Source organism: Mycobacterium sp., from assembly GCF_035499775.1.
Lineage (GTDB): Bacteria > Actinomycetota > Actinomycetes > Mycobacteriales > Mycobacteriaceae > Mycobacterium.
The window spans coordinates 32,238-43,671 of record NZ_DATJYB010000124.1; the positions used below are offsets into that span (position 1 = coordinate 32,238).

At 67.4% G+C, this 11,434-nt stretch carries 12 protein-coding genes and 1 pseudogene; 7 read left to right on the plus strand and 6 right to left on the minus strand.

The genetic code is table 11. From position 1 onward, the window contains the following. Positions 1-4 precede the first annotated feature (4 nt). Positions 5-1,573: an NAD(P)/FAD-dependent oxidoreductase gene (locus VML93_RS08990; protein ID WP_325609774.1), complete on the minus strand. Its 1,569-nt coding sequence runs from the start codon at positions 1,571-1,573 to the stop codon at positions 5-7. A 50-nt stretch (positions 1,574-1,623) separates the two neighbouring features. Continuing rightward, the gene (locus tag VML93_RS08995) at positions 1,624-2,250 is read right to left on the minus strand and encodes a TetR/AcrR family transcriptional regulator (protein WP_325609776.1); all 627 of its coding nucleotides are present in this window, start codon (positions 2,248-2,250) and stop codon (positions 1,624-1,626) included. 65 nt (positions 2,251-2,315) lie between these two features. On the opposite strand from VML93_RS08995, the gene VML93_RS09000 reads away from it, so the two are divergent. Continuing rightward, positions 2,316-2,807, plus strand: coding sequence for a DUF2834 domain-containing protein (locus VML93_RS09000; protein WP_325609778.1), 492 nt, complete (start codon positions 2,316-2,318; stop codon positions 2,805-2,807). 23 nt (positions 2,808-2,830) lie between these two features. On the opposite strand, the gene serS is transcribed toward VML93_RS09000, so the two are convergent. Then, entirely contained in the window at positions 2,831-4,087 is a 1,257-nt protein-coding gene (gene serS / locus VML93_RS09005) for a serine--tRNA ligase (RefSeq protein ID WP_325609780.1), read from the minus strand. A 112-nt stretch (positions 4,088-4,199) separates the two neighbouring features. Between serS and VML93_RS09010 the strand changes: the two genes are divergently transcribed. The 3 genes and pseudogenes from VML93_RS09010 to VML93_RS09020 all read left to right on the plus strand — a co-directional run bounded on the left by VML93_RS09010 (position 4,200) and on the right by VML93_RS09020 (position 6,148). Further along, complete coding sequence (locus tag VML93_RS09010) at positions 4,200-5,528, plus strand: septum formation family protein (protein WP_414686311.1); 1,329 nt, start codon at positions 4,200-4,202, stop codon at positions 5,526-5,528. A gap of 4 nt (positions 5,529-5,532) precedes the next feature. Further along, a pseudogene (locus VML93_RS09015) lies at positions 5,533-5,945 on the plus strand (metallopeptidase family protein). Beyond that, a complete protein-coding gene (locus tag VML93_RS09020) occupies positions 5,942-6,148 on the plus strand; it encodes a hypothetical protein (protein WP_325609786.1) in 207 nt (68 codons plus the stop codon). The pseudogene VML93_RS09015 and the gene VML93_RS09020 overlap by 4 nt, the downstream one beginning before the upstream one ends. 1 nt (position 6,149) lies before the next feature. On the opposite strand, the gene VML93_RS09025 is transcribed toward VML93_RS09020, so the two are convergent. Together VML93_RS09025 and pheA are read right to left on the minus strand one after the other, a co-directional pair. Further along, the gene (locus tag VML93_RS09025) at positions 6,150-6,836 is read right to left on the minus strand and encodes a histidine phosphatase family protein (protein WP_325609788.1); all 687 of its coding nucleotides are present in this window, start codon (positions 6,834-6,836) and stop codon (positions 6,150-6,152) included. Then, positions 6,833-7,789 (minus strand): prephenate dehydratase, encoded by a 957-nt coding sequence (gene pheA / locus VML93_RS09030; RefSeq protein ID WP_325609790.1) that lies wholly within the window; start codon positions 7,787-7,789, stop codon positions 6,833-6,835. The genes VML93_RS09025 and pheA overlap by 4 nt, the downstream gene beginning before the upstream one ends. Before the next feature lie 95 nt (positions 7,790-7,884). Here pheA and VML93_RS09035 point away from each other — a divergent pair, with 95 nt between their 5' ends. The 3 genes from VML93_RS09035 to VML93_RS09045 all read left to right on the plus strand — a co-directional run bounded on the left by VML93_RS09035 (position 7,885) and on the right by VML93_RS09045 (position 10,654). Next, positions 7,885-8,682: a DUF2470 domain-containing protein gene (locus tag VML93_RS09035; RefSeq protein ID WP_325609807.1), complete on the plus strand. Its 798-nt coding sequence runs from the start codon at positions 7,885-7,887 to the stop codon at positions 8,680-8,682. A 77-nt stretch (positions 8,683-8,759) separates the two neighbouring features. After that, positions 8,760-9,956 (plus strand): LCP family protein, encoded by a 1,197-nt coding sequence (locus VML93_RS09040; RefSeq protein WP_325609792.1) that lies wholly within the window; start codon positions 8,760-8,762, stop codon positions 9,954-9,956. Between the two features lie 143 nt (positions 9,957-10,099). Continuing rightward, positions 10,100-10,654 carry a ferritin gene (locus tag VML93_RS09045; protein ID WP_325609794.1) on the plus strand — a complete coding sequence of 185 codons (555 nt, stop codon included), beginning with the start codon at positions 10,100-10,102 and terminating at the stop codon, positions 10,652-10,654. 115 nt (positions 10,655-10,769) lie between these two features. Here the strand turns inward: VML93_RS09045 and VML93_RS09050 are convergent. Beyond that, on the minus strand, positions 10,770-11,434 hold a 665-nt coding region (locus VML93_RS09050), incomplete at its 5' end, for a glycerophosphodiester phosphodiesterase family protein (protein ID WP_325609796.1).

Genomic DNA, 11,434 nt, shown 5'->3' on the forward strand with positions numbered 1-11,434 from the left:
GAGCTCAGCCCTTGACGTCGGCCAGCGCCTGACGGGCGGCGTTGTAGCCGGGAATGAACGTGATCCCCGGTCCGCCGTGGCATCCCGCACTGCCCAGGTATAGCCCGTCGACCGGAATCGGCTGTCCGATAAAGCCTTTCGGTCCCGGGCGGTTCTGGCCGATCTGGTCCGGGTGCAGAAGTCCGTGGCAGTAGTCGCCGCCCGGCGCGCCGAACATGACACCCATGTGCTTGGGCGTGAAGGTGGTGTGCCGGGTGATGCTGCGCTCGAAGTTCGGTGCCAGTCGGGTGATCTTGTCGATCACGCGCTGACCCATTTCCACCTTCGCCTGTCCGTAATCTGCGCCGCCTTCGATCGGGAACCACATCGCGAACGCCGACGCGGCGTGCTTTCCCTCGGGGGCCAGGTCCGGGTCGTGCACCGACGGGATCTGCAGCACCAGGGTTGGGTCGGCCGGCACGATCCCGCGGCGGCACTCCTCCCACTGCTGCTGGACTTCCTCCGGTGTACAGAACATGCCGATCGAGGTCTGCATGGCCGGATCGTTGAGCGCCTCATAGGGTGCGGCGAAGTGGGGGGCCTCGTCCAGCGCGAAGTGCATCTGCAGGTAGCTGCCGCGGTGGTCGATGCGCGCATAGCGTTCCCGCACATCGGCGGGCAGCAGCGACGGGTCGATCAGGTCGTTGACCGTGACGTCGGGCGCGATGCCGGAGACGACGATCGGGGCGGTCAACGTTTCCCCCGCCTCGGTGCGGACTCCGGTCACCTTGCCGTCGGCGACCAGGATCTCGGTCACCTTGGTGCGCAGCCGAACTTCGCCGCCGCCACTTTCGAGTTGTCGGCACAGATGTGCGGTGAGGGCGCCGATGCCGCCGCGCAGCTTCTTCATCTGCACGAAGTCGCCCGACGGAATGCCCAGGCCAAAGGCCAGCGCGGCCGCACTGCCCGGCGTGGCCGGCCCGCGGTAGATGGTGTTGACGGCCAGCACCGTCATGGAGCCACGTATGGCGGCGTGCTTCTCGCGGTCCGGAAAGTAGCGGTCCAACACGTCGGTGACCGAACCGAACAGCATGTCGTCGATCGTGGAGCGCTCGAATTCGTTTGTGGCGCAGGCATACATCTCGTCGAGGGTCTTGGGCAGCGTCGCGGACTCGAACCGGCCCAGCGCCCGGGTCGGCGCCTGGCTCCAGGCCAGCAGGCCCCCCATCCCGGCGACGGCCTCGGCCCCGTGCACCTCGTTGAGATGACTGAACATCTTCATCGGGTCGGTGTACTGGACCAGCGGATCGTCACCGACACCGCGCAGCGCTACCGACATCACCTCCTGGTCGACGGTCGGCAGGGTGTCCAGGCCCAGCGCCTCGATGACCACCGCCGACGTCGGGAACTGCACCGAGCCGGCGATCTCGAACTTGTAGCCGTCGAAAAGCTCCACGGTGGAGGCCATCCCGCCGGCATAGAGCTTGGTGTCCAGGCACACCGTCCGCAGTCCGGCCTGCTGCAGCAGCACCGCCGCGGTCAGCCCGTTATGCCCGGCGCCGATAACTATCGCGTCAAACCCAGTCTCAGACATCTCCCTGACCTCCAGAAGTGCAGGCTGGCATGGCCGCAAAGTTTTGTCAATTATGACGAAACTGGATGAGCCAGCCAAGTGTCGGCGAAGCCGGCCCGCAGCGACTCCAGCGCCACGTGGCTTACCCTGGCCAGCTCACCGAGCGACCGGTCGTCGCCGACCATCCACGCTTCCATCGCCCCGAAGACCGCGGCCGCGATGCAGCGCGCGGTCACCGTGATGCGGAGCCGCGCATCCGGCGTCTGGTCCGCGGTACAGCTACGGCGATGCAGCTGCGCCTGGATGGCGTCGGCCAGGTCGGCCTGCACATCCCGGATATGGCGGACGATCCGGCCCGGATCGAGTTCGCCACCCCGCATGGCAGCGATTTTCGTCACGGCCTCAACGTCATACGGAAATGCGAAGATGGCCGACTGGACGGAATCGATGACCGGCTCGTCGGCCGGCCGGGCGTCCAGCGCCGCACGAAACCAGGTCAACCCGGTGTAGTCGGCAAACAGCAAGTCATGCTTGGAAGTGAAGTGGCGATAGAAGGTTCTCAGAGACACTCCGGCGTCCGCCGCGATCTGTTCGGCGGAAGTGTCCTCCACACCCTGGGCCAGGAACCGCACCACCGCGGCCTGCCGCAGCGCCTCTCGGGTGCGTTCACTGCGGGCCGTCTGCGCGGGCCTGACCATTTCAGTAACATAGCCTCGTTTTGACATTATTGACAAAACTTGACGGCGCGAGTGAAACTGCGCCCATGGTCTCCATCATCGTGCACTTCCTGCTCGGACTCGCCTGCATCGGCGGGATCATCGCGTCCAACCCGAAGATCTATGCCAAACCCGAAGGCGGGCCGTGGCTTTCGCCACTGGAATGCGTGTATTACACCGCCGGCATCGCGTCGATCGCGCTGGGCTACTGGTTCAACATCCACTTCGTGATGGACGCGCACGGGCAGGGGAACCTGATCTCGGGGCCGGCCAGCTATCCGAGCTTCCTGAAGGGACAGTTCGCCACGCCGGCCTGCGGATCGGGCAACCAGGACTACATGATCGCGAACGTCATTCTGATGCCGGTGTTTACCATCATCGATGGGCTCCGGCGCGGCATCCGCCGCCCCTGGCTGTTCTTCCTGTCCAGCTTCTTCACCAGCTTCGCTTTTCCGTTCGCCTTCTACTTCGCCACCATGGAACGGCAGCGGCGGCATGAAAAGGCGGCGGCCGCGGCGTCGCCGAAAGTCGACGCTTAGCCGGGCGCAGCGGATCGAGGCGGCTAGACGGGTTCCAGCACCTCGCAGCCTACGAACGGCACGAGCGCCGCGGGCACGCGAACGCTGCCGTCGGCCTGCTGGTGGTTCTCCAGGATCGCCACCAACCACCGGGTGGTGCCTAGGGTGCCGTTGAGCGTGGCCGCGGTCTGCGGTTTGCCGTTCCTGTCCCGGTAGCGGGTGGCCAGCCGGCGCGCCTGGAAGGTGGTGCAGTTCGACGTCGACGTCAGCTCGCGGTAGGTGCCCTGGGTCGGCACCCACGCCTCGCAGTCGTACTTGCGGGCGGCAGACGAGCCGAGATCGCCTGCGGCCACATCGATTACCCGGTACGGCACCTCGATGCGCGCCAGCATCTGACGCTGCCAGCCCAGCAGCCGTTCGTGTTCGGCCTGCGCCTCCCCGGGCTCGCAGTAGACGAAGCCCTCCACCTTGTCGAACTGGTGCACCCGGATGATGCCGCGGGTGTCCTTGCCGTAGCTGCCGGCCTCGCGGCGAAAGCATGACGACCAGCCCGCGTACCGCAGCGGCCCACCGGACAGGTCGAGGATCTCGTCGGAGTGGTAACCGGCCAACGGCACCTCGGATGTGCCCACCAGGTACAGGTCGTCGGCTTCCACCCGGTACACCTCGTCGGCGTGCGCACCCAGGAATCCGGTGCCGGCCATCACCTCGGGGCGCACCAGCACCGGCGGGATCATCGGGACGAAACCGTTGTCGACGGCCAGCTGCAGCGCCAGCTGCAGCAAACCCAGCTGCAAAAGCGCGCCGCGCCCGGTCAGGAAGTAGAACCGCGAGCCCGACACCTTGGCACCGCGCTGCATGTCGATGAGGCCCAGCGATTCGCCGAGCTCCAGGTGATCCTTCGGGTCCGACAGAAGCGGGGGCTCGCCGACGATGTCGAGCACCGCGTAGTCGTTCTCCCCGCCGGCAGGGACACCGTCCAGGATGACGTTGGAGATCGCCATGTGCGCCGCGGTGAACGCCGTCTCGGCTTCGGCTTGGACGGCTTCGGCGGCCTTGACCTGCTCGGCGAGTTCCTTGGCGCGCTGCAGCAGCGCCGGGCGCTCGTCGGGCGTTGCTGCGCCGACGCTCTTGCTGGCGGTCTTCTGTTCGGCCCGCAATGTGTCGGCAGCCGAAATCGCTGACCGGCGGGCGGCGTCGGCTGTCAACAGGCCATCCACCAGCGCGGGGTCTTCACCACGGCTGATTTGGGAGCCACGAACAGCGGCGGGGTCTTCCCGGAGCAACTTCAGGTCGATCACGGCCGCAAGATTACTTTTTGCCGGGCAGCGGCGTTGCAGAGCACCCTCCCGGAGCAATCCCAATGCATCACATCGGCAACATTTGTAACGCAGTTTGAACTGCAATGTCAGAATGGAGCCGATGCCGGAGAAGCCCGAGGACCCCGAAGACCTCGAAGACCAGGTCCCCCCAGAAAGCCCGCCCCCCGAAGAGGATGAGACGGAACAACCGTCGGACGGGTTTCAGTGGCCGCATACCTTGGCGCCGGCGGCGACCAGGCGGGCATTGCTTCTCACCGCGCTTGGCGGCTTGCTGATCGCCGGGCTGGTCACCGCGATTCCTTCGGTCACCAGCGGATCGGGCCGATTGGCCAGCTACATCGACAACGATCCGGTGCCCAGCACCGGCGGCCGGACCAACTCCGCCTTCAGCCACGCCACCAGCGGCAGCTGCCTGATGTGGCCGGATGGCGCGCCGGATTCCGCGGCCACCGTCAACTGCGCCGACGATCACCGCTTCGAGGTCGCCGAGTCCGTCGACATGCGGACTTTCCCCGGCTCGGAGTACGGACCCACCGCCGCTCCCCCGTCGCCGGCCCGCATTCAGCAGATCACCCAGGAACAGTGCGAGTCCGCGGTACGCAACTACCTCGGGCCCAAGTTCGACCCCAACAGCAAGTTCACCGTGAGCCTGCTGTGGTCCGGTGACCGGGCATGGCGCCAGTCCGGCGACCGCCGCATCCTGTGCGGCCTGCAGCTGCCCGGTGCGAACAACCAGCAGATCGCCTACAAGGGCAAGGTCGCCGACATTGACCAGTCCAAGGTCTGGCCCGCCGGTACCTGCTTGAGCATCGACCCGGCGACCAACCAGCCGATCGACGTGCCGGTCGACTGTGTCGCGCCGCACGCGATGGAGGTCACCGGCACGGTCGACCTGGCCGCGAAGTTCCCCAATGGCGTGCCCGCCGAGCCCGAGCAGGACGGATTCATCAAGGACTCCTGCACCAAGATGACCGACGCGTACCTGGCGCCCATCAAGTTGCGCACCACCACCCTGACGCTGATCTACCCCACCGTGTCGATGCCCAGTTGGTCGGCGGGTAGCCGCGAGGTCGCGTGCAGCATCGGCGCGACGCTGGGCAACGGGGGTTGGGCCACGCTGGTCAACAGCGCCAAGGGAGCACTGCTGATCAACGGGCAGGCGCCGGTACCACCGCCCGACATCCCCGAGGAGCGGCAGACGCTGCCGCCGGTCGCAGCTCCGATGCCGGCCCCACAGCAGCAGCCCAGCGTCCCCGACAACACTCCGCCGGGCAATCAGCACCTGCCGCATCAGCCGGCGGTGATCCCCCAAGCTCCGCAGGCGCCACCGCAACCACCGCAGGCCCCGCCCCCGCCCGAGGGCCCGCCACCGCAAGGCCCGCCACCGCCGGCCGGGCCCGAGCCTCCGCCGGGGACCTGACCGGGTGGCCGTGCGGATGGACCCGCAGCGGTTCGACGAGCTGGTGTCCGACGCACTCGACCTGATCCCCTCCGAGCTGACCGACGCGATGGACAACGTCGTGATATTGGTCGCCGACCGCCACCCCGAGGACGACGAGCTGTTGGGGCTCTACGAGGGGGTGGCGTTGACCGACCGCGATTCCGACTACGCCGGAGCACTGCCGGACGCCATCACGATCTACCGCGAGACGCTGCTGGAGGTCTGCGATTCGGACGACGAGGTCGTCGAGCAGGTGGCGATCACGGTGATCCACGAAATCGCCCACCACTTCGGCATCGACGACGACCGGTTAGACGAATTGGGCTGGGGTTAAGCCGCCCGGACGGGTGTCGCATCCCGGATTCGTCCGGCGTCAGTGCTATGAACGGCGTATGAGCACGGGCTGCCGCGATTGCCGGGCGGGCTTAGATCACTGCCACGGCACCGTTATTCGCCATTCAGTTGGCCGCTTACTAGGCCGGTCGGAATGCACCGAGCCGGGCTGTGTGAGCCCCGAACTGCTGCCCCACACGTTCGTCGTCGACTGCGACGCCATCGGCTGCGAATGCGCCGCCGAATCCGTCGCGCTGGCGGTTTGACTCAACCCATCGGGTCGCTGCTCGAGGCCACCGCATCGGCAACCGCACTGTCGTCGGGCTGCGGGTAGAACGGCGGCGTCAGGGCTCCCCACCGCACGCAACTCCACCGCCCATCGGTGATCGGCGACAAGACCACCGACTCGGCGTTGCCCAGATGGTTGTCCAGCGCAAAGTTGGCGTCCACGCCGGCCAGCACTGCCGAGGCCAGCCGAATCGCCGCGCCGTGGCTGACGACGACGATGTCGCCGTTCCAGTCGTGGTCGTCGAGGTAGCGCAAGCGCAGGTCGGTGATCACGGGCAGATAGCGATCCAGCACCTCGTTGGCGGTCTCACCGCCGGGCAGCGGCACGTCGAGCTCGCCGTGATGCCATCGCTCGTATATCGCGTTGAACTCTGCGACCGCCTCGTCGTCGTTGCGGTTTTCCAGCTCCCCGACCTGCACCTCGTGGATCCCGGTCACCTGATGGGCCGCCAGCTCGAATTCGGCACCGATCACCGCCGCCGTCTCCGATGCCCGGATGGCCACCGAATGCGCGAGCAGCGCCGGCGGCCCGGAACCCTGGGCGAACGCCAGCGCCTGATCACGGCCCAAAGGCGTCAACGCGGCACCCGGCGGCCGGGTGTCCAACCTCCGCTCGACGTTGCCGAAGGACTGGCCGTGCCGCAGCAGCACCAACCGGCCGCTCATCGCCCGGACTCCTCGGGCTTCCCTTGTCGCAGCCGCGCCAGCCAGTTCGACGCCTCGTCGACCGGCGGCGGCACCGGTGCCGCTGGGCCGGCGTCCGTCCCCGTCGGCCAGGACCCCAGATATCGCACATCGGCACAACGACGATGCAGCGCCATGAGTGCCTCGGCGACCGCGCCGTCGTCGATGTGGCCGACGCAGTCCACGAAGAACAGGTAGGTGCCGAGTTCGGTGCGGGTGGGCCGGGATTCGATCCGGGTAAGGTCAATACCGCGGATGCCGAATTCGGCGAGCGCGGCCACCAGCGCGCCGGCCACGTTGTCGATCCGGAACACCGCCGACGTGCGATCGGCCCCGGTACGGGCCGGCGGCGGCCCCGGCAGGCCAACCAGAACGAAACGGGTGCGGGCGTTGGGCTCGTCGACGACACCGTCGGCCAGCACCGCGAGCCCATAGTGGGCGGCGGCCAGCGGCGAGGTCACCGCGGCGTCTGCGTTGCCGTCGGCCACCTGTCGCGCGGCGTCGGCGTTGGAATATGCCGGCCTCAACTCGACGCCGGGCAGCTGGGCGGCCAGCCATTGCCGCACCTGGGCCGCCGCCACCGGGAAGGCGGCCAATGTGCGCACGTCAGCCGCGGTGCGGCCGGCGGTGACGACGATGCTGAACGCCACATCCAGCGTGGTCTCGGCGAATACCTGCAGCGGCGACCCGCTGGCCAAGCTGTCCAGGGTGGGCATCACCGATCCGTCGATCGAGTTCTCGATCGGCACGCACGCGTAGTCGGCCCGGCCCGCACGGACTGCGTCCAGCGCGGCCGGCGTGTTCTCCATGGGCAGCTGCCGCACGGCATCGGGCCCGTCTTGCGCATCCTGGGGGATCAGGCCGGCGGCCGTGATCCGCAGCAGCGCCGCCTCGGTGAACGTCCCTTCGGGACCGAGGTATGCGATGCGCGCCACGCCCACAACCCTAATCGCGCGTGGCCGCCTGCCGCCCTTGCGGTCCCGTAGCTCGCTAAGTTAACTTAGGCTTACCTAATCTACAGGAGGTAATGGTGTTACCGGTCACAAGTCCCGCGCCGACGACCGCGGAACGCATTCGCAGCGCCTGCGTGCGGGCCGGTGGCGCACTGCTGGCCGCAGAGAACGCGGTCGGCGAAGAGCCGGTGGCCACGCCCGTCCACCACTTGCTGTACGACGGATCGTTCGCCGTGGCGGTTCCGGTCGATCGCGCCGGGCCGGACTGCGGGGTGTCCGGATCGCAGGCGCTGCTGGAGTTGACCGACTACGCGCCGTTGCCCATGCGGGAACCGGTCCGTTCGCTGGTGTGGGTCCGCGGTCGCCTCCACCAAATCCACCCCGGCGCGGTGACCAAGCTGCTGGATCTGATCGCCACCGAGTGCCCGAACCCGGCTTTGCTGCAAATCGAGACACCGCGATCAGTGCCATGCGAATCGGAGGAAACCCGGTACGCACTGCTGCGACTGAAGATCGCATCCGTGGTGGTCACCGACGCCTCGGGTGCCGAGACGGTCAGCGTCGGCGACCTGCTCGCGGCTCGGGCCGACCCGTTCTGCGAGATCGAATCGACTTTGCTTTGGCACTTGACCACCGCGCACGACGACGTGGTCGCGCGACTGGTGTCGAAGCTCCCGACGCCACTGCGTCGCGGGCCGGTCCGCCCGCTGGGTCTGGACCGGTACGGCGTGCGGTTTCGCGTCGAAGGCAACGACGGCGACCACGACATCCGGCTGCCGTTCCACAAGCCGGTCGACGACATCACCGGGCTGAGCCAGGCCATCCGGGTGCTGATGGGCTGCCCATTTCTCAACGGCCTGCGAGCGCGCCGGTAACAACCCTGACTGTCCAGGCGGGGTCCAATTTCCGCCGCCTGCATTGCTGATCGCCCCCGAACACGTACGTTATGCGGGTGAACGGTGACCGATCGCCGCGATTTTCGCGGTCTGAGAGGCCGCTCCCGCCCTGGGACGCACGGTCGGAGCCGTCACAGGTGATTCACCGCGACGCGGGCCCACGGCGACCGCAGGCCGACCAGACGGAGCCGCTGCGCCGGATCTCGTCCGAGGTCCCGCCTCCGCCGCCCGTCGCGGCCGGCGGGTCCGCGCCGCGGCCGGCCCCGCCCAAGCACTACAAGCGCCGCAAACGCCGCTGGGGTCGCCTGGTCGTGCTGACGCTGTTGATCACCCCGCTACTCGCCTTGGCGGTCGTCATCGGCGAGGCCGCTTGGCTCGAAGCGAAGCTGCACCGGGAGTCGGTACTGGCGGACTATGCCGGTCGGCCGGCGAGCAGTCGCGGCACCAACTGGCTGATCGTCGGTTCGGACAGCCGCCAGGGCCTCACCGCCGAGCAGCAGCACGAGCTGGCCACCGGCGGCGACGTCGGCAGCAGTCGCACCGACACCATCCTGCTGGTCCACATACCCGGGCTGGGATCGAGCACGCCGCCGACAATGGTGTCGATACCGCGCGATTCGTACGTCCCGATCCCAGGTCACGGCAAGGACAAGATCAACGCCGCGTTCGCCATGGGCGGGGCAACGCTGCTGACCCAGACGGTGGAACAGGCCACCGGGCTGCGCATGGACCACTACGCCGAAATCGGATTCGGCGGCTTCCCCGCCCTGGTCGACACCCTCGGCGGGGTCACCGTGTGTCCGAACGAGCCCATCAACGATCCGCTCGCCGGTATCAACGTGGCCGCGGGCTGCCAGAAGATGGACGGCCGCACGGCGTTGGGTTACGTCCGGAGTCGGGCCACGCCGCGCGCGGATCTGGACCGGATGGTCAATCAGCGGCAGTTCATGTCGGCGCTGTTGCACCGCGCCGCCAGTCCGGCGGTGTGGCTCAATCCGTGGCGCTGGTACTCGGTTCCGCGTGCGGCCGCCGGCGCGTTGACCGTCGACCACGGTGACCACGTATGGGACCTGGCCCGGCTGGGCTGGGCCCTGCACGGAACGACCACCGCGGTGACCGTTCCGATCGGTGAGTTCACCGACAGCGACGTCGGCTCGGTGGTCGTCTGGAACCACGATGCGGCCCGCAAGTTGTTCGCCGCACTGGAAGCCGATGCGCAGGTGCCGAGCACCGGGCCCGACGTGCACCAGTAACGACGTTTATAGCCTCGCTTTACTTAGGCAAAGCTGACCTCATTTAATGCAATACAGCATCCCACAGTTAGTTAGGAAAACCTTTCCTGAGTAAGGAATGCCTTCTTTGCGAACCCCCTTCTACCTGCGGTAGCCTGCTTTTCATGAGCGATTTTGACGGCCCCAAGACAAAATTTCACGCATTATTGCAAGAACAGATTTTCAACGAATTCACCGCGGCACAGCAATATGTAGCGATCGCCGTTTATTTCGACGGCTCCGATCTACCGCAATTGGCGAGGCATTTTTATAACCAGGCGGTCGAGGAACGGAATCACGCGATGATGCTGGTGCAACACCTGCTCGATCGGGACGTCCGCGTGGAGATCCCGGGAGTCGACGCGGTGCGAAACCATTTCGACCGGCCGCGCGACGCGCTGGCCCTGGCGCTGGACCAGGAGCGTGGTGTCACTGAGCAGGTCAGCCGGCTGGCCGCGGTAGCCCGCGACGAGTGCGACTACCTCGGCGAGCAGTTCATGCAGTGGTTCCTGCAGGAACAGATCGAAGAGGTGGCGTTGATGACGACTCTGCTGCGCGTCGCCGATCGCGCTGGCGCCAACCTGTTCGACCTGGAGAACTTCATCGCCCGCGAGGTCGGCGCGGCGCCGGCCGGAGCGGCCCCGCCACGCGCCGCGGGTGGCTCGCTGTCGTCGGCTTAGCCAGCCACGCCACCGGAAACCCGTCCGGCGAGCGCGCGCAAAATGCCGGCCGAACGGCCTTTCTCTGTACATTTGCGGACGCTCGCCGCAAAGATCGGCGGAAGCGGGTCCGCCGCTAACTGCTGCCGGTGGTAGTGCGCCCGACCTCCAACCGGGCCTTGCTGCGCCCGGGGTAATTGGTGCCGATCCAGGCCACGCCGACATCCCGGCAGAAGTCGATGTCCTCGTACTCGTCGACGGTCCAGCAATAGACCGCCCGGCCCTGGGCCGCGGCGCGATCCACCAGCTGCGGATATTCCCGCAACGCCGGCAGCCACGGCCCGACGGCGGTGGCCCCGACGGCGGTAGCCGCACTGCTGGCCAGGTAGCGGGCGTTCTTGCCGAGCAGCACCGTCGGCAACATCGGGGCGGTGCGCCGGATGCGCCAGACTGCGGCCGCCGAGAAGGACATCACCACCGCGCGGGACCGGTCGGCCGACGCCGGTGAGGCGATACCGAAGCGGTGCAACAGCGCCAGCAGCTTGGTTTCCACCAACGAGCCGTACCGGACCGGGTGTTTGGTCTCGATGAAGATCTTTACCGGCTTCTGCCAGTCCAGAACCAGCGAAACCAGCGCGTCCAGGGTCAGCAGGCTGGTATCGCCGTGGGTGCCGTCCGGTCGCCAGCTGTCGTGCCATTCGCCGTACTCGAGTTCGGCCAGCTGCGCCAGCGTTTTCGTGCTGACCAGACCGGCACCCGTCGACGTCCGATCCAGGCGGCGGTCATGGACGCAGACCAAAT